This is a genomic window from Arthrobacter sp. 01T419 (genome assembly GCF_056398865.1).
Genome location: NZ_JBFTQF010000008.1, coordinates 195,453 through 213,173, shown reverse-complemented (window position 1 = coordinate 213,173; position 17,721 = coordinate 195,453). Strand labels below are relative to the sequence as shown.

The window sequence follows — 17,721 nt, the reverse complement described above, 5'->3', positions numbered from 1 at the left end:
AACTTCGGCGGGATGTGCATGGGACTCGTGGCCCCGGCGAACACGATGGCCGAGATCGTGGCCGACCGGCTGCACGGCGGACAGGCAACGTTTGCGGGCTTCGACACCGCCACCAAGCTCAAGCTCTCCGGCGTGGACGTGGCCAGCTTCGGCGACGCCTTCGCCAAGACCGAACACTCCCTCGAAATCGTCTACGCCGACCCCGCCCGCGGCGTCTACCAGAAGATCGTCACCACCGACGACGCCAAGACCCTCCTCGGCGGCATCTTCGTCGGCGACGCCACCCCCTACATGAGCCTGCGCCCCCTGCTCGGCCGCGAACTCCCCGCCGAACCCGGCGCCTACCTCACCGCCGCCGGCGGCGGCGAAGCACCCGAAACCGAACTACCCGACGACGCGATCCTGTGCTCCTGCAACAACGTCCCCGCCGGGAACATCCGCGACGCCGTCAACGGCTGCGGCACCTGCGAGGGCAACGCCCCCGTCCAGGAACTCGGCGGCTGCGACATCTGCAAACCCACCATCGCCTCCATCCTCGCCAGCCAGAACAGCGAATACGTCCTGGGCGCCGGGCGCGGCACTCTGCAGGACACCAACGACCGCGCCCTGGCCAACATGCAAAAAGACGGCACCTACTCCGTGGTCCCGCGCATCGCCGGCGGCGAAATCACCCCGCAGGGCCTGGGCGTGATCGCCCGCGTTGCCGAGAAATACGGGCTCTACACGAAGATCACCGGCGGGCAGCGGATCGACATGTTCGGCGCCCGCCTCGAACAACTCCCGGAGATCTGGAAGGAACTGGTCGAGGCCGGTTTCGAGTCCGGACAGGCCTACGGCAAGAGCCTGCGCACGGTGAAATCCTGCGTGGGCTCCACCTGGTGCCGCTTCGGCGTCCAGGACTCCGTGGCCATGGCGATCAACCTGGAACTGCGCTACCGCGGACTGCGCAGCCCGCACAAACTCAAAATGGGCGTCTCCGGCTGCGCCCGCGAATGCGCCGAAGCCCGCGGCAAGGACGTCGGCGTCATCGCCACCGACAAGGGCTGGAACCTGTACGTCGGCGGCAACGGCGGTTTCCAACCCGCCCACGCCCAACTCCTCGCCCAGGACCTTGACGACGACACCCTCATCAAATACATCGACCGCTACCTCATGTACTACATCCGCACCGCCGACCGCCTCCAACGCACAGCCCGCTGGCAGGAAGAACTCGAAGGCGGCCTCCAGCACATCGAAGACGTCATCGTCCGCGACTCCCTCGGCATTGGAGCGGACCTCGAGGCCGCCATGGCCCGCCACATCGATACGTACCAGGACGAATGGGCCGAAACCCTCAAGGACCCTGAACGGCTCCGCCGCTTCCGCTCCTTCGTCAACGCCCCCGACCAGAAAGACGAAGCCATCGCCTTCGTCCCCGAACGCGGCCAGATCCGCCCGGCCACCAACGAGGAAAAAGGCGGCGTCCTCATCGCCAGCACGATCCCCGTTCGTGGCCAGGACTAAGGAGCAAGAAGCCATGCAGCTCACCATCGACCTCACAGACCGCGACGTTCTGGTCACCGGTTCGGCCAACGCCGCCCGGCAGGCCGTCCGCCGTTACGAAGCCGCCGGCGCCATCGTCTACCGTCTCAGCACGCCTGACGGTGCCGAGGGCGATGGCCCGCTGCCCGACCGCCCGTTCCTCGTCGCAGCCGTCGACGACGGTGAGCCCGGTTGGGAGCCGTTGCTCGACCGCTGCCGGGAAGCCGGGATCCCCATCGCCATCGAACCGGCGGCCGGGGAGCCAGGCCATGTCACGTTGGTCGGCGGTGGACCCGGCGCCCTGGACCTGCTCACCGTCGGCGCGGTCCACGCGCTGCGGGACGCCGACGTCGTCTTCTACGACCGCCTCGCCCCCTACCAAGAATTGGTGCGCCTCACGTCGGCGAAGCTGGTGGATGTCGGCAAGCGGCCGGGCCACCACAAAGTAGCCCAGTGCGATATTGAGAAGCTCATGGTTGATGCCGCCCTGTCTGGGAACAACGTGGTCCGCCTCAAAGGCGGCGACCCCTACGTCTTTGGCCGCGGCGGCGAGGAAGTCGCGGCCTGCGCCGCAGCCGGCGTCCCCGTCCGCGTCATCTCCGGAGTCACCAGCGCCATCTCCGTCCCAGCGGCCGCGGGCATCCCCGTCACCCACCGCGAAGTCAGCCACATGTTCACCGTGGTGTCCGGCCACGCTCCGCTGACCGAAAAGGAACATACCCATCTGGCCGGCCTCGGCGGCACCATCGTTGTTCTCATGGGCATCGGGACCCTCCCGCAGCTGGCGGCCGGGCTGCGCCGGGCGGGAATGGACGCAGGAATGCCCATGGCCGTCGTCGAACGCGGCTACCGCCCCGGACAACGCACCACCATCGCCGAACTCGGCACCATCGAAACGGCAGCCGCTGGCTGTAGCAACCCGGCCGTCCTGGTCATCGGCGAGGTGGTCCGGGTGGCCGAAGCCAACCGCAATCATGCCGAAGCCTCCGCAGAACTGAGCCGGCTCGCGGCTTCGCTCCTTGAAGCCTGAAGGAAACCCTATGACCACCCTGAACGCCTTTGATTCCGTCGATGCAGGTTCGCCGCTGGCCGCCCCTGGACCAAACGACGATGCGCCGCTGGACGGTTTCCGCATCGGAGTGACTTCGCACCGGCGGTCGCGTGACCTGATCGAGGCCCTCGAACGGCGTGGGGCCTCTGTGCTGCATGCCCCTGCCTTGAAGATCGCGCCGGTCCAGGAAGACATCACGCTCATCGAGGACACGAAAACGATCATCGCGGCCAAGCCCGATATCTGCATCGCCACCACCGCTTACGGAATGCGGCGCTGGTGCGAGGCCGCGGATTCTTTCGGCATCGGCGAGCAACTTCTCGAGGTCCTGGGCGCGTGCCGCATGTTCGTGCGGGGACCAAAAGCGCGCGGTGCCGTCCGCGCGGCGGGGCTTGCCGACGTCGGGATCAGCAGCGACGAAACCACCGCGACACTGGTGGACATGCTCCTTCAAGAGGGCGTCCGCGGAAAGACCGTCGCCGTGCAATTGCACGGCTACACCGACGTCCGCCAGCTTGAGCGCCTCCGTATGTCCGGTGCGACAGTCCTCACCGTCACCCCCTACCGCTGGGTGAAGCCCGACGGCGAAGACAAGCTGCCGCGCCTCATCGAAGCCGCCTGCAGTGGGGACTTGGATGTGCTCACCTTCACGAGCGCGCCTGCGGTAGACGCCATGTGGAGCACAGCCCACGAAATGGGCATGTACCGCCAACTGATCGAGGCCCTCAAAACCCAGGTGACCGTTGCCGCCGTCGGGCCCGTTACCGCACAACCGCTGATCGATGCCGGACTGTCCCCCCTCATCCCGGACCGCTACCGCATGGGTGCGCTCATCCGGCTCGTCACGGAACATCTGGCCCTGAACCACGTTCGCCGGCTCGACACTCCTGCGGGGAACATTGAGCTGCGTGGACGCTGTTTGAGGATCGATGGCGCGGTGGTGGAACTGGCCCCGGCTCCGTTGCTCCTGCTGCGTGCGCTCCTGGGTGCCGCCGGTGCCGTCCTGTCCCGCGAAGCGCTCTCCGACCTTTTGGAATTGCGAGGCTCCGTCCACGCCCTTGACATGACGGTGAGCCGTTTGCGGTCCTCCCTGCCGGACGGAAAGCTTGTGGAAACCGTGGTGAAGCGGGGCTACCGGCTCCGCGTCTAGGTCCTTCCCCGCGATCCTCGCTCACTTATGGGCCGGTTTCGGCCGGTCCTCCTGCAGATCTTCCGGCAAAGGCTGGCCCCCTGCACTTTTATATGCAGGGGGCTTCCGTTTCACACCGCAAATGTGCAGGAGGGTCCGGCGATTTGGGCTCATAGGTGAGCGAGGGTCTTAAGACCCGACTTCATAACCCGCGGGGACACGACTGCTACGAGCCGACGGGTGCCTGGTGTTTGTGAACCAGGTAGATGGCACCGGTGGTGACGTCTTCCTCGAGTGCTTCCAGGGTGCGGCCGCGCGTTTCGGGGACCTGCTTGACGACAAAGACCAGGGCCAGCGCCCCCACGACGGCGAAGAGGAAGAAGGTGCCCGTGATCCCGACCCCCGCGACCAGCGACGGGAAGAACAGCGAAAGGAAACCGTTGACGACCCAGAGGAAGAAGATCGAGACGCCGGTACCGAAGCCGCGCATGTGCAGCGGGAAGACCTCCGACAGGTAAACCCACACCGCGACGTTCAGGAACGTCTGCATGGATCCGACGAAGGCAACCACCAGGAAGAGAATCACGTACGGGCGGATCGGGTTGCCCACGGGCAACATCATTGAAGCGAACCCGATGAGCAGGTGGCAGCTGGTGGTCAGCGTGAGGCCGAGGATGAAGGTCTTGCGACGGTCGATCCGGTCCATCAGCGACAGGGCGATGACGCCGCCTACCACGGCGATCACGCCGGGCGCAATGTTCGCGATGAGCGCGCCGCTCTCATTGAAGCCCGACTCGACGAGCACCGTCTGGCCGTAGTACATGATCGAGTTGATGCCGGTCAGCTGTTGGGCGACGCCTAGGCCGATTCCCACGAGTAGGATGCGGAACAGGTTCTTGTTGCTAAAGACCGCGCGCCAGCCGATCTGCTGGCTCTCCTGTTCCTCCTTGGCGACGTTCTCCACCTCGCCGAGCTCCGCAAGCGCGCGGTCCTCGGAACGGACGGACCGCAGCACCGCGAGGGCCTCATCGTGCCGGCCCTTCTCCACGAGCCAGCGCGGCGACTCGGGCACGCGGAGCATACCGAAGAACAGCGCGATCGCCGGCAACGCGCAGACCGCAAGCATGATGCGCCACACCCCGGGGATGTCGCCCCACACGATGCCGATGATGGCGTTGACGACGAAGGCCGCCAGCTGACCGACGACGATCATGAGCTCGTTGCGGCCGGCCAGGGAGCCGCGGATCTCATACGGGGCCATCTCCGCCAGGAACACCGGGACCACCGCCGAGGCGCCGCCCACGGCGAGACCGAGCAGGATGCGGCCGACGACGAGCACCCCGAAACTCGGCGTGAACACGCACACCAAGGTGCCAACGAAGAACAGCACCGCCAGGAGGATGATGGTCTTGCGGCGCCCCCACCCGTCGGAGATGCGGCCGCCCGAGAGCGCCCCGATCGCCGCGGCGAAGACGAGCGAGCTGGCAACGATGCCCTCGGTGAACGGGGTGAGGCCGAGCTCGGCCGTCATTGGCCTCAGGGCGCCATTGATGACGCCCGTGTCATAACCGAACAGCAGGCCACCGAAGGTGGCGATCAGGGCGACCAGCCCAAGGCGCTTGCGATGCGGGCCGTTGGTCAGCGGAGGAAGCGCGACTGCGCTGCCGCCTCCCCTTTGACTTTGAGTAGCAGACATCAGGACTCCTTTGTCTTGTGATGCGGGTCATGTACCCGCCCTAACACCAGACTAACGCGCGAAAGATTTAAATGTAAGGTCAAACTAACAAATGACTTAATGTGGACGTCTTCGCCGTGGGAAGATGATGTCATGGGTGTTGACCGGCAGCTCCGTCCCGCAACACAGAGCGACGTGGCTCGCGAAGTCGGCGTCTCCCGCACGCTCGTGTCTTTCGCATTCCGCGATGCTCCCGGCGTCAGCGGCGAGACCAAGCAGGCCATCTTCGACGCGGCAAAACGCCTCGGGTACCGGCCCAACGCGGCCGCCGCCGATCTGGCACGCAAGCACCGCTCCGCCGTCGGACTCTACCTGATGGACATCCGCAACGAGGTCTTTGCGGACATCCTCAGCGGCGTACGGATAGCACTCCCCCAGGCCCGCAACCGACTCATCCTCAGTGTCTCCCGATCCGTCGACGGCGTGGACCCTGGGGCAGTGGAATCGCTGATCGAGGCGCGGGTGGGGATCATCATCGCCGCGACTCTGCTGGATTCCGACGAGCGAGTGCGGGAACTGGCGCAGATAGCCCCGCTCGTCAGCGTCATGCGGCCAGTGGCGGGCGTCGACAGCGTGTATTCCGACGACGAAGCCGGCGCCCGGGCTGCCACAGAACATCTCCTCAGCCTTGGACACACCCGGATCGCCCATCTCGCCGGACCCAATTATGACGGCCACACGGTCCGCCGAAGAAGCTACGAGAAGGCGATGCGCGACGCCGGAATGGTTCCCTGGACGATACCTGCCCATGACTTCACACAAGATGCCGGGCAACGCGCCGCCGCCGAACTGCTTGAGTCCGCAGACCGACCCACGGCCATCTTCACCCACAATGACCAGTTCGCCTTGGGGGCACGCGAAGCCGCGTACGCCATGGGCCTGACGATCCCCGGGGACCTGTCCTTGGTGGGCTATGACAATTCACGGACCGGCCGGCTCCACGGTATCGATCTGACCTCGGTGGATCTCCACGCGATGGAACTGGGGCGCACGGCCGGCGCGGTAGCTATGGAGCGGCTCGACGATCCCGACGCTCCCATAGTGGACAAGCGCCTCACGCCGGAGTTGGTTGTCCGCAACTCAACGGCCCGGCCGAAGAGAACCGCGAAGTAGAAAAAGAGTACGAGTTCCCGCGTAAGCAACGCATGCAATAACTCCAGATCATGGACAGATTCCCGGCCCGGTGGGAACATGGGGCCATAGTCCGCGGAGGCATCGTCCGGCTACGCCCGGGTGGCTCCAGGTCAGCTCTCCTGTGAGAGGAACGGCCATGGTTCGTCTGGGGACCAGGGAAAGTGGGGACGCGGGTTTCGGGCCTGCTTCTGATCCTCTGCGCCACGGAGATGGTGCCATCGAGACCGTCGACGCCGTGGTGGTGGGTTCCGGTTTTGGTGGCGCTGTCGCTGCGCTGAGGCTGGCTGAGGGCGGCAAGTCGGTAGTCCTCATGGAACGCGGCAAGGCTTATCCGCCGGGAAGTTTCGCCCGCACGCCCTCGGAAGTGGGCCGCAATTTCTGGGACCCGGACCGTGGCCTCTACGGATTGTTCGACGCCTGGACGTTTCGCGGGACCGAAGGCCTGGTGTCCAGCGGATTAGGCGGCGGCTCCCTCATCTATGCCAACGTCCTGCTGCGCAAGGACCCCAAGTGGTTCGTCAAGGAGTCCCCGGTGCCTGGCGGCGGCTATGAGAACTGGCCGTTCAGCTATGAGGACTTGGAACCGTTCTATGGCGAAGCCGAAAAGATGCTTCAACCTGTCCCCTATCCCTACCGGGACACGCCCAAGACCAACGCCATGGAGGCAAGCGCCGCAGCCCTGGGCCTGGCCATTACACGGCCTCCCATCGCCGTGACCTTTTCCACGGGCCCCGACGCCGAGCCGGGAAGCAACCAGCCGCTGCCCGCCGCGCCTTACGGCAGTGTCCATGGCGAGGGGACTGTCAGGACCACGTGCCTTCTCTGCGGAGAGTGCGATATCGGCTGCAACGTCGGCGCCAAGAACACCCTGGACCACACGTATCTGTCCGCCGCGAAACGCGCCGGCGCAGATCTGCGCACTTTCCACGACGTGCGCGGCATCCGCCCGCTACCCGGCAACGGACTTCAGCGCGGCGGCTACGAAGTCCGCTACGTAATCCATGATCCCCAGGACCCTGGTGCGCTGCTGCGCGAGCGGTTCATCCGTTGCCGTCGTCTGGTTCTCGGTGCGGGCACATTCGGCAGCAACTTCCTGCTCCTACGCAACCGGGGTTCCCTGCCGGGGCTCAGCGAAACCCTGGGCACAAGGTTCAGCGGCAACGGTGACCTCCTGACCCTCATCATGGATGCGAAGACCGGCGAGGCAGGCCCACCGAACGGGCGCGGTGGCACCCCGGGAGTCCGGATGCTTTCGGGCAGCCGGGGCCCGGTGATCACTACGGCCATTCGCGTTCCGGATACGGTGGACGGAGGCTCCGGCCGCGGATATTACGTGGAAGATGCCGGATATCCGGCCTTCATCAACTGGTTGATCGAAACCGCCCAACTGGGGCAAGTGGCCCGCCGTACTGCCAAAATGGCCACGCAAATCCTCAAGGACCGGCTGTTTGAAGGCCACCATTCCAACATCTCTGCAGACTTGGCCGCGGCTCTTGGTGATGGTCGGCTGTCCAGCAGTTCCGTTCCGTTGCTGGGCATGGGACGCGACATCCCCGACGGCGTGATGAGCTTGCAGGATGGCAGGCTCGCCATCGACTGGACCCTGTCCTCGTCGGAGGGCTACTTCAGCAGGGTGCAGAAAACGATGGAGGACATCGCCGGCCAACTGGACGGGAACTTCGTGGACAATCCCCTGTGGTGGGCCAAGAGGGTCATCACGGTGCACCCCATCGGGGGTTCGCCGTCCGGAAGGAATCCCTCCGAGGGCGTGTGCGATGAATACGGCGAAGTGTTCGGCTACCCCGGCCTGCACGTGGTGGACGGTGCCGCGATGCCCGGACCCGTGGGAGCGAATCCTTCCCTCACTATCGCGGCCTTCGCGGAGCGGGCGTGCCGGCACATCCTTGAGTCGGACAGCTGGCCGGGCGCCATGGGAGCCGGTCCGGTTTCCGGAGAGCGCGGAGGCATCACTCCCGTGCAGGGTCCGCCCGTGGCGGCGGCCGCCGTCGTCGACCAAGCCGAGACCGCGCCCCGTGCACTTGCCCCCGATGCGACCAAAGGCATCTCGGGCCGCAAGGAAAAGCCGGCCGCGGCCTCCGGGCCGGCGCAGCAGATTCGCGGGCTTGATCCTCATCGAGAGTTCGAAAACAAAACCACGTCCGTCAGTTTCACGGAGCAGATGCACGGCTGGTTCAGCCCTGGCATCTCCGATCCCGAAAAGGGCCGTAGCCTGGGCCGCGACCGGGGGCGCCGGATCATGTTTGAACTGACCATCACGGCGAAGGACATCGATGCCTTCGTCGCGGATCCGGCCCACCCGGCCACGGCCGAAGGTTATGTGCTGGCGGACCAGTTCGGTGGACGATTGCCCGTGGAGAGGGGCTGGTTCAACCTCTTCGTGGAAGGTGGCTCCGAAGGAGACAACGGCGACGGCACACCGAGCAGGCGCATGCTCTACCGGCTCTGGCTGCGCGATCCGGGCGGCACCCCGCTGACGTTCACCGGTTACAAGCTCATCCACAACGAGGCCGGCTTCGACGTCTGGCCGGACACCACCATCCTGTACGCCACGATTCTGCGGGGCCATGTTCCGCCGCCGGAACCGGACGCAGCGGTGAGGAAGGACGACGACGGCGACGATCCCGCCGTCGTCGGCGCCGGGATACTGCACATCAGGCCGCTGGACTTCGCCCGGCAACTCACCACTTTCCGGGCTGTGGGCCCGGCTCCCGCGGCTGGGCTCACGGCGTTTGGGAAATTGTTCCTGGGCGAGCTCTGGCAGGTCTACGGGCGAACTGTTCCCAAGATTCCGTTCCCTTTCCGGCCGCGATCATGAAGCACTGGGAGTTGGCACAACACAGCGGGGAACTGGGATTCACGCCCCGCGATACTGTCCGCTGGCTCTCGCCCATTGCCCTGGGCCGCACGGGCCTCAAGGTAGCGGCGGCAACCCTCTTCGCCGATTTCGGCGACAAGCGCGAACTCGAGGCCGGGCTCCCAGGCGAGCCGCTGTACCTTGACCGGCTCCCGCTGCCTGGCCAGGCCGCCCAGCCTGCCGTCATGGACAAGGGCTTGCCCGCGCCGGACGAACTGCGGAGCCGGGTGGAAGAACCGGCCGGAGCCCCCACGACCAAGGAATTGTGGCTTGATTTCACCGCTGACCTCGGCGACGGTTTCGACGCTACCTATTCGGTAGCGCTTCTGCTGGCCCAGGACAGGCTCGAGGTGGCTGGACATGCCCTGCCGCGGGGCAACGTCCTGGTGCTTGGCGGCGACGAGGTCTATCCCGTGGCGTCGCCGGAACGCTACGAAGACAAGATGGTGGGCCCGTACCGCAAGGCGTTTCCCGCTCCCGTGCCTGGCACTTCGGACACTCCGCCACCGAGCGCCTGTCCGCCTGCCACGTTGATGCTGGCGCTGCCCGGCAACCACGATTGGTACGACGGACTCACGTCGTTCATCCGCTTGTTCACGAGGCAGCGCAGTATCGGAGCCTGGCGAACAGTCCAGAACCGCAGCTATTTCGGCGTGCGGCTCACCGGCGGTCCCGGCAACCCGGGCTGGTGGGTGCTGGGCCTGGACAGCCAACTTGGCCAGTACATCGACGAGCCCCAGTTGGAGTACTTCTACAAGAACGTCACCACGCAGCTGCAGCCGGGCGATGCCATTATTCTGTGCTTGGCTTCTCCATACTGGATCTTCTCCGATTCCCCCTCGGCGAGCGCCTTCCGCCAGGTCAACTTCTTCGAGCAGGATTATCTGCGCCGCCGCTTCAACCCGATCACTGGCCGCTTCGAGGACACAGGCGCCATAGTCCGTCTCTGGCTCAGCGGCGACCAGCACCATTACTCACGCTTCGAACAAAGCGCCCAGGGCGCAGAGGGAGCACAAAGCAGTCCCGGCGATGGAAGCGAATCAAGCCAGCCGGGACGAACGCAGCTCATCACGTGCGGGCTCGGCGGCGCCTACCTCGCCGACACCTCCGAACTTCCCGAGGAAATCATCTTGCCGACGCACACCACGTCGCCGAACGTCTCGGCGTCGCTCCCAACGCCGGACGTCGGCTCGCTCGGCCGCAGCTTCACGCGGACTCCCACGAGCTACCCCAGTTGCGACGACGGCCGGAAAATGAGGCGTCGGCTCGCAAACCCGTTCTCACCGTTTTGGCTTCCTGCCCGGAATCCAGGCTTCGGACCTCTTCTGGGACTGATCCATGTGCTCTTCTTCCTGGCCGGATGGACCGTCTTCAGCAGCTTCCGCGGCCAGTCACTCATGGACACCCTTGGTTCCCTCGAAGGGGCCGGCCTGGCACGGCCGTTGCTCTACGGCGTGTTGGGACCGCTTGCACTCCTCGGCGCGCTGGCATTGCTCTGGAAATTGTTCGGCACCCCGTCGGTGATCCGGGACCGCAAGGGCCTTGTCACCTTCCTGCGCGGAGTGCTGTACCAACTCGCGGCGATGGGAGTGGGCCTGGTGGTCGTCGCAGTCCTGCACTGGCCTCCCGGCTGGCCTCAATTCCTGGGGGCCCTTTTCGCCCTTGCAGTCATCTTCGTGAGCGGCTGGGTCCTTGGCAGTGAGGCCTTTGCCCTCTTCATCCTGGGTACGCGAGGCGGTGAAGTGGCGTCTTGGACGATGTCCGGGCAGGCGGTGGAGGACCACAAGGGTTTCCTGCGCATCCGCCTGGCCCCGGACGGCACGCTCACGGTCTACCCTCTGGTCATCGATGAGATCTGCCGCGATTGGGCGCTGGAAACCACGGCCGACGGCGTCCGTCCAGTGCCGGCCAAGGGCGGCACTGCCGCCGGGCTCCCGACAGTCCGGCTACTTGAAACGCCCATCACCATCTCCCGGGAAGGAATTTCACCATGACTGTCACCCGGGCCGAGCACCACACCGAGGTCATCCCCTTCCTGGCCCGCGACGACACGCCGCTCAGCCTTGTGCACGTGAGTTCTCAACTGAGCCCCAGCAAGGGTCCTGTGCTGTTGGTGCATGGGTCCGGGGTCCGCGCTGAACTCTTTCGGCCACCGGTCCCCACCACGCTGGTCGATGTGCTGCTTGAGGACGGTTGGGACGTCTGGATGCTGAACTGGCGCGCCTCGATCGACCTCGACCCCCTCTCCTGGACACTAGGCGACGCCGCGGTCTACGACCATCCCGCCGCCGTCGAGCACGTCCTCCGGGCCACCGGCGCCGCGACCCTCAAGGCCGTGATCCACTGCCAGGGCTCCACATCGTTCGCCATGTCTGCCACGGCGGGCCTGCTGCCGCAAGTGGACACCATCATCTCCAACGCGGTGTCCCTGCATCCGGTGGTTCCGGCGTTCTCGCGGCTCAAGATCGACTACCTGACGCCCGTGGTGAAGCTGTTCACTCCTTATTTATCGCCGTCGTGGGCCTACAAGTCCGAGGGCTATTTCACCCGCCTCATCCGTTTCCTGGTCAAGGCCGGCCACCACGAATGCAACAACACGGTCTGCAAGATGGTCAGCTTCACCTACGGCAGCGGCAGGCCGGCCCTGTGGTCCCACGAAAACCTCGACGACGCCACGCACGAATGGCTCAAGGGCGAGTTTGCCGAGGTCCCCGTGAGCTTCTTCGAGGAAATGGGCCGAAGCATCAAGGCGGGGCACATGGTGGCAGCCGGCAACCACCCCGAGCTCCCGGAGAACTTCGTGGCCCAGGCACCCCAGACCGACGCGCGGTTCGTCTTCCTGGCCGGCATGGACAACCTCTGCTTCCTGCCCGAGAGCCAGGAACGCACTTTCGAGTTCTTCCAGGCCCACAGACCCGGCAAGGATTCGTTGCACCTCATTCCCGGCTACGGCCATCTGGACGTCTTCTTCGGCGCCAGGGCGTGGCGGGACACCTTCCCGATCATCGTCCAGGAGCTGAACTCATGAACAACGTCAACCAGCTGCTCGCATCCCTCCTCAAGCTCATGCCGTCGCCCCTCCCCCGCCGGCAGATTGACCTCACCGGCCAGTACGCAAAAGTGGACGGGATCAAGTACGTCATGCCAGTCAATTCGGACGACTCACCCGTGCTCATGGCGGCCTTCCCCATCAATAAACGCGCCGCCGCAGCGCTGCTCCCCGGAACGGAAATGCGGCCTTTCGGCCTCGGCGGCAAGGGGCTGCTGGTGGTCACCGTGGTCAACTACAAATCGACGGACATCGGCAAATACATCGAATATTCCCTGGCCATCGCCATCACCCACGGCAGCCGGCCCGTGCCGCCAATCCTGCCGCTCATTTTCCAGAAGACGTTCAAGCTCGGCCAGTTCGTGGTGGACCTGCCCGTCAGCACCGAAATCTCGGTCAAGGGCGGCAAGGGAATCTGGGGGATGCCCAAGCACCAGGCCAACCTCGATTTCGTCGTCACTGACCAAACTGTTTCGGCCCAATACGACCAGGACGGAAAGCTGGGCTGCTACATCGAAATCGAACGGCCCGAGCCGGCCGGACTCCCCTTGAAGTTGGCTGCCTCCAACTATTGCGCCTTCCGCGGGATGCTCTGGAAGTCGGATATCTACTTCGAAGCCACCGGGGACATCGCCCTTGGCAAGGAGGCCAAGGCTCGGCTCATCCTGGGTGACGCTCCCGGCGTCGCGCCCTTGAAGACCCTCCAGATAGAACCGAAACCGGTCTTCACCGCATGGCTTCCGGAAGCACATGGAGTCTTGGACGACCACTACGAGGCGTGGTTCCTCACGGCAACGACGGAAGCAGAAGCGGCAGCCCTCCGCGGCGGAGACATGATGGACAGCGTGGTAGGCCTTGGCCAAAGCCAGGAGTGGCTGGCACCCCCGGACCGCTCCCGCCCAGGCGTACGGCAATCGGCACAGCAGACGCAGACCGGCMCAGGGCAGGCATCATGAACTGGCTCCTCCTCCTGAACGCCCTGTACTTCCTCTTCGGATCCACCATGTACGTGGGCACCATGTGGGTCCTCAAATGGTTCCTCTACCCCACCTGGAAGTCCCTCTCCCGCGACAACGTGGACATGCACTTCGGCATTCCAACCCGTGCGGCCACGAAATTCTTCACAGTGGTGGTGCCCATCATGTTCGTCTCCGGGGCCATTCTGGTGTGGACGGAATGGGGCAGCATCCGGGTCGTTCCCGCCATCATCTGCCTGCTGGGCATCATCGCACTGACGGTGGTTGGCCAGGGAATCATCATCCCCATCAACATCAGGATCCGCGGCGGCGATTTCAAGGACGACGCCGAACTCCGCCAACTGCTGCTGCGCTGGATGTTCCTCAACGACATCCGCTTCTACGTCTCCACCCTCACCTGGCTCTCCATGGTCTGGCTGCTCGTAGACCGCGGCAGACTACTGGCAAGCTACTTGTGAGGTTCCCATGAGCACCGCGCACCCACAGCCGCACCCGCGCCCGCACAAAGAACACGCTCCCGGGGTCCTGAATTGGGCCACCGCCGATCCGTTGCGGGCCGTCCTGTCCGCCATCGCCATCATCACCGTCTTTTCCGGGGCAGCGCAAATTCCGTTCGGGGCGGCCATTCTCCAGCTGATCGGGGCAGAGCCAACCCCGGAGGCGCACCAACTCTTCGGCACCGTAGGGATGTTCATGGTGGTGGTAGGCGGACTGCTCCTGCACACCCTGCTCAACCCCGTAGCTTCGCACGAAGTAGTCCTGTGGTCCGGAGTGCAGAAGGCAGGCGCGTTCACCGCCGTCGGGATCGGAGTCCTGAACGGCGTCTTCGCGCCACTGGCGCTGACGGTGGCCTTCTTTGATCTTGCGACGGCGGTACTCTGCTTCATCTATTGGCGAGGCCTTGCGTCCGCCGGGAGTAGCGTTGCAGGGAGGGCTAGGACGTGAAGCGCTCCCTGGTGTTGGCCGGAGGCGGGATGCGCGTGGCTTGGCAGGCCGGAGTGGTGCGGGCGCTCGCGGAAGAAGGGCTCACGTTCGACCATGTGGACGGGACGTCCGGCGGGATATTGACGGCCGGGATGATGCTCTCCGGAGTGTCCCCGGAGGACATGTGCAGCAACTGGTCCGGCGTCAACGTCAAGGACTTCGGCTCGGCCCTCCCCCTGGGCGACTATCTGAAGGGACCGTGGTCCTTGCCTGCCATTGGCGATGCCGACGGCCTCCTCAACAAAGTGTTCCCGGCTCTGGGGATCGATGCTGCTGAGATCCGTCGCCGGGCGGCGGAACCGGGCGCCGTCGGGGGCTCCTTCAACGTGGTGGAGTTCGTGGAAAAGCGCTGCCACGCGCTGGACGCAAGCGAGATCGATCCGGAGCTCATGGCCGCCGGAATGTCGTTGCCCATCTTCCTGACACCGTTGCGGCGGGACGGAAAGATCTGGACCGACGCCGTCTGGGTGCGCGACGCCAACGTCCAGGAAGCGCTGCGGCGCGGTGCTGACGAAATCTGGCTGATCTGGTGCATCGGGAATTCCCCCTATTGGGGCGACGGTCCCCTGGAGCAATACGTCCACATGATCGAAATGAGTGCCATGGGCGCACTCCTTGCGGATTTCGAGGCGGCCAAGGCCATCGGACGCGAGTTTGTGCTCCACGTGGTGCGTCCGGAGCATCCCCTGCCGCTCGATCCCGAGTTCTACCTGGACCGGATCAACGCAGACACCTTGATCGGCATGGGCTACCGGGACGCACGGAAATACCTGGACTCGATGACCAGCGACGGCTTGGCCAAGGATTCTTCCTGTACGGCCATGACCGAGCCTCCTACCGGGGTCCGTTTCAACGACACCCTCCGTGGTGAATCCGGCGGGGAACCGCTGACGTTGACGGCCACCGTGGTGCTGCCCTCCGCCGACGCCGGAGCCGCACCACAGATGTCCGGTTTCCTTGACCACGGGCCGTTCGGAGCCCGCGTTTTCCTCGCCGACGGGCACGTTGAAACCCACGGGGAAAACGTCAGCTACAGGGCGCGAGTAAAGCTCGACGGCGGCTGGCAGGACGTGTCGGTGACCCGCACCTTCCACGACGATCCGGGACCTGACGCGTGGTCCGATTCCCGCCGCGCCCGGCTGGTGGTGGAAGGGCGGATCGATACCGAGGTCAGCATGAGCCTCGGCGACGCCGCAGGGCTCATCGCGTCGGTGGAACCCGTGGGTGCCCACGGGTTCCTTGGCCGGGCCAAAGCGGCGGAGACCTTTGTAGCCAACGGACTCCGGGACCTCCTGCAGAGGTACTGAAACGCGCGTCCTTCCCCGTGTGATCCAGCTCATTACCGGCGGGTAACCATCAGGGAACGGGCGCCTGCGAAATAGCAACAACGGGGAAACACCACCGAAAAACCCAACGCCTACGCTGGGCACAGGCAAGCACCCACAGGTCAATCCAGCGAAGGGACCCACCATGTCCATCACCCCGCCCGCAGACTCCATCCACCTCGTCATCGCAGGAGCCGGGCCCGCCGCCCAGGCGCTCGTGCGTCGGCTGACGGGGGTCAGCACACCCCACAAAAACCGGCAACAGCCGGGAACCGCAACCTTCCACGGCACCATCACCGTCCTGAGCAACCGCGACGATTGTTCCGATGCCCTCCTTGAGCTAGCTGCCCTCCCCCAGGTTTCCGTCCGTTTCGGCCAGGCGGCGAGCTTCATTGATGCCGAGGCGCGCACGGTGACCACCACCGAGGGCATGGAGTTCCCGTACGATCAGCTGGTTGTCGCCACCGGTTCCTCGCCCATGTTTCCGCCGGTCCAGGACGCTGCACGCGGCCTGAGCTACTCCACCATCGACGACGCCGAGCAAATCGGCACCGCGGTCAAGGACATTACCCGGGTCTTGGGCCGTCGCCCGCTCGGAATCCTGGTGGGCACCGGCCCGGCAGCCGGCCAAGCCGAGGCTGTGCTGCGTGCCCGCGGCGTCCGGCCCGTCCGCACCACCTTGCGCCCCGCTGCCGTCATGCCTTCCGTCGCCGGTTCGGTCTTCCCGGCCACCGGGATCGTTTTCGAAGACGGCAGCAGCATGAACGGCGATCTTGTGGTGCTCGCCGAGGAACGGCTCCCCCGTAACGAGCTCGCCGAAAGCGCCGGCCTGCAAACAGCTCCCGACGGCGGCATCAAGGTGGGGCGCGACTTCGCCACGTCCGTGGCGGGCATCTGGGCGATCGGTGACGCCGCCTCCTGGGACGGCATGCGCTTGGGCCTCGTCTTGTCTTCCGATGCCGCCGCGGCCCATTGTGCCGCCCGGCTTGAGGAAGACGCCAGGGTCCGCGCTCCGAGGTCTATACCGTCTGCAGGTTCCGCCGTCGCCGCCGCTTGAGGAGGCCTGAGGAGGCCCGACACCCAGTATTCGCGCCGGTTCAGGGCAGCCTCCACGGCGGCGTGGCAGTGTGGCAAGATGGTCATTTGACGAGCCGCGACCCTTGCGGCACGAAGCCACCGGGCCGCCACGGAAGGACCTCCATGAGCAACCAAGCCTCCACCGCACTGGACAGTAGTGCAAGCATCGCTTCCTACATCGACCACACCCTTCTCAAACCGGAGGCCAGCGAGGCCGAAGTGCGCCAGGTCTGTGCCGAGGCGGCCGAGTACAAGTTCAAATCGGTGTGCGTCAATCCGATTTGGGTTAAGACCGTCACCAAGGCCCTCAAGGGTTCCGGCGTGCTCACCTGCTCGGTGATTGGCTTCCCGCTAGGTGCCACGCCGAGCGACGTCAAGGCCTTTGAAGCGCGTGGTGCCGTGTTGGACGGTGCGGATGAAATCGACATGGTGATCAACATCGCCGCAGCACGAGCCGGGGACAAGGGCGCATTGGTGGACGACATCACGGCCGTAGCGGAGGCAGTCCACGCGGGCGGGGCTATCCTCAAGGTCATCATCGAGACCGCGCTACTTAACGACGAGCAGAAGGTCCTGGCTTGCGAAGCCTCCGTGGAGGCCGGGGCGGACTTCGTCAAGACATCAACCGGCTTCAACGGTGGCGGCGCCACAGTCGAGGACGTTGCCCTCATGCGCAAGACGGTAGGCCCGGACCTCGGCGTCAAAGCCTCCGGTGGCGTGCGTTCCCTGGCTGATGCACAGGCTATGATTGCTGCTGGTGCAACACGTATCGGTGCGAGCTCCGGAATTGCCATCGTCAAAGGTGAACAAGGTTCATCCGCGTACTGAATAGCCCCGCAGCCGCCAAAGTTTTTGAGCCCCCAG

14 protein-coding genes are annotated in these 17,721 nt (G+C 65.2%); 13 read left to right on the top strand and 1 reads right to left on the bottom strand.

Annotated features, from left to right (window positions below):
* The 3 genes from AC1DLO_RS14010 to AC1DLO_RS14000 form a co-directional block, all read left to right on the top strand.
* Positions 1 to 1,503 (top strand): nitrite reductase large subunit NirB family protein (locus AC1DLO_RS14010; protein ID WP_476914501.1); only part of this gene is annotated, 1,503 nt, incomplete at its 5' end.
* 13 nt (positions 1,504 to 1,516) lie between these two features.
* Positions 1,517 to 2,551, top strand: a complete 1,035-nt coding sequence (cobA, locus tag AC1DLO_RS14005; RefSeq protein ID WP_476890354.1) for a uroporphyrinogen-III C-methyltransferase — start codon at positions 1,517 to 1,519, stop codon at positions 2,549 to 2,551.
* Positions 2,552 to 2,561: 10 nt separating this feature from the next.
* Complete coding sequence (locus AC1DLO_RS14000; protein ID WP_260404750.1) at positions 2,562 to 3,722, top strand: uroporphyrinogen-III synthase; 1,161 nt, start codon at positions 2,562 to 2,564, stop codon at positions 3,720 to 3,722.
* Positions 3,723 to 3,927: 205 nt separating this feature from the next.
* Here the strand turns inward: AC1DLO_RS14000 and AC1DLO_RS13995 are convergent, their stop codons facing one another.
* Positions 3,928 to 5,397 carry a sugar porter family MFS transporter gene (locus AC1DLO_RS13995; RefSeq protein WP_476890353.1) on the bottom strand — a complete coding sequence of 490 codons (1,470 nt, stop codon included), beginning with the start codon at positions 5,395 to 5,397 and terminating at the stop codon, positions 3,928 to 3,930.
* A gap of 132 nt (positions 5,398 to 5,529) precedes the next feature.
* Here AC1DLO_RS13995 and AC1DLO_RS13990 point away from each other — a divergent pair, with 132 nt between their 5' ends.
* The 10 genes from AC1DLO_RS13990 to deoC all read left to right on the top strand — a co-directional run bounded on the left by AC1DLO_RS13990 (position 5,530) and on the right by deoC (position 17,685).
* On the top strand, positions 5,530 to 6,549 hold the full coding sequence (locus AC1DLO_RS13990) for a LacI family DNA-binding transcriptional regulator (RefSeq protein WP_476890352.1): 1,020 nt from the start codon (positions 5,530 to 5,532) through the stop codon (positions 6,547 to 6,549).
* Between the two features lie 157 nt (positions 6,550 to 6,706).
* Positions 6,707 to 9,406: a GMC oxidoreductase gene (locus AC1DLO_RS13985; protein WP_476890351.1), complete on the top strand. Its 2,700-nt coding sequence runs from the start codon at positions 6,707 to 6,709 to the stop codon at positions 9,404 to 9,406.
* 11 nt (positions 9,407 to 9,417) lie between these two features.
* Positions 9,418 to 11,439, top strand: coding sequence for a hypothetical protein (locus tag AC1DLO_RS13980; protein ID WP_476890350.1), 2,022 nt, complete (start codon positions 9,418 to 9,420; stop codon positions 11,437 to 11,439).
* Positions 11,436 to 12,473 (top strand): alpha/beta fold hydrolase, encoded by a 1,038-nt coding sequence (locus AC1DLO_RS13975; RefSeq protein ID WP_476890349.1) that lies wholly within the window; start codon positions 11,436 to 11,438, stop codon positions 12,471 to 12,473. Before AC1DLO_RS13980 ends, AC1DLO_RS13975 begins: the two co-directional genes overlap by 4 nt.
* Positions 12,470 to 13,450, top strand: coding sequence for an acetoacetate decarboxylase family protein (locus tag AC1DLO_RS13970; RefSeq protein WP_476914500.1), 981 nt, complete (start codon positions 12,470 to 12,472; stop codon positions 13,448 to 13,450). Before AC1DLO_RS13975 ends, AC1DLO_RS13970 begins: the two co-directional genes overlap by 4 nt.
* Complete coding sequence (locus AC1DLO_RS13965; protein ID WP_184736267.1) at positions 13,447 to 13,929, top strand: hypothetical protein; 483 nt, start codon at positions 13,447 to 13,449, stop codon at positions 13,927 to 13,929. Before AC1DLO_RS13970 ends, AC1DLO_RS13965 begins: the two co-directional genes overlap by 4 nt.
* Positions 13,930 to 13,936: 7 nt before the next feature.
* Positions 13,937 to 14,416, top strand: coding sequence for a hypothetical protein (locus AC1DLO_RS13960; RefSeq protein WP_476890347.1), 480 nt, complete (start codon positions 13,937 to 13,939; stop codon positions 14,414 to 14,416).
* The gene (locus AC1DLO_RS13955) at positions 14,413 to 15,762 is read left to right on the top strand and encodes a patatin-like phospholipase family protein (protein ID WP_476890346.1); all 1,350 of its coding nucleotides are present in this window, start codon (positions 14,413 to 14,415) and stop codon (positions 15,760 to 15,762) included. The genes AC1DLO_RS13960 and AC1DLO_RS13955 overlap by 4 nt, the downstream gene beginning before the upstream one ends.
* Before the next feature lie 163 nt (positions 15,763 to 15,925).
* Positions 15,926 to 16,837: an FAD-dependent oxidoreductase gene (locus tag AC1DLO_RS13950; protein WP_476890345.1), complete on the top strand. Its 912-nt coding sequence runs from the start codon at positions 15,926 to 15,928 to the stop codon at positions 16,835 to 16,837.
* Positions 16,838 to 16,980: 143 nt separating this feature from the next.
* A complete protein-coding gene (gene deoC, locus AC1DLO_RS13945; RefSeq protein ID WP_184736272.1) occupies positions 16,981 to 17,685 on the top strand; it encodes a deoxyribose-phosphate aldolase in 705 nt (234 codons plus the stop codon).
* Positions 17,686 to 17,721 lie beyond the last annotated feature (36 nt).

What these genes read in the sequence shown, in the direction of transcription:
- cobA (WP_476890354.1), top strand. Translation starts at nt 1,517, where the DNA reads ATGCAGCTCACCATCGACCTCACAGACCGCGACGTTCTGGTCACCGGT.
- AC1DLO_RS14000 (WP_260404750.1), top strand. Translation starts at nt 2,562, where the DNA reads ATGACCACCCTGAACGCCTTTGATTCCGTCGATGCAGGTTCGCCGCTG.
- AC1DLO_RS13995 (WP_476890353.1), bottom strand. Translation starts at nt 5,397, where the DNA reads ATGTCTGCTACTCAAAGTCAAAGGGGAGGCGGCAGCGCAGTCGCGCTT.
- AC1DLO_RS13990 (WP_476890352.1), top strand. Translation starts at nt 5,530, where the DNA reads ATGGGTGTTGACCGGCAGCTCCGTCCCGCAACACAGAGCGACGTGGCT.
- AC1DLO_RS13985 (WP_476890351.1), top strand. Translation starts at nt 6,707, where the DNA reads ATGGTTCGTCTGGGGACCAGGGAAAGTGGGGACGCGGGTTTCGGGCCT.
- AC1DLO_RS13975 (WP_476890349.1), top strand. Translation starts at nt 11,436, where the DNA reads ATGACTGTCACCCGGGCCGAGCACCACACCGAGGTCATCCCCTTCCTG.
- AC1DLO_RS13965 (WP_184736267.1), top strand. Translation starts at nt 13,447, where the DNA reads ATGAACTGGCTCCTCCTCCTGAACGCCCTGTACTTCCTCTTCGGATCC.
- AC1DLO_RS13960 (WP_476890347.1), top strand. Translation starts at nt 13,937, where the DNA reads ATGAGCACCGCGCACCCACAGCCGCACCCGCGCCCGCACAAAGAACAC.
- AC1DLO_RS13950 (WP_476890345.1), top strand. Translation starts at nt 15,926, where the DNA reads ATGTCCATCACCCCGCCCGCAGACTCCATCCACCTCGTCATCGCAGGA.
- deoC (WP_184736272.1), top strand. Translation starts at nt 16,981, where the DNA reads ATGAGCAACCAAGCCTCCACCGCACTGGACAGTAGTGCAAGCATCGCT.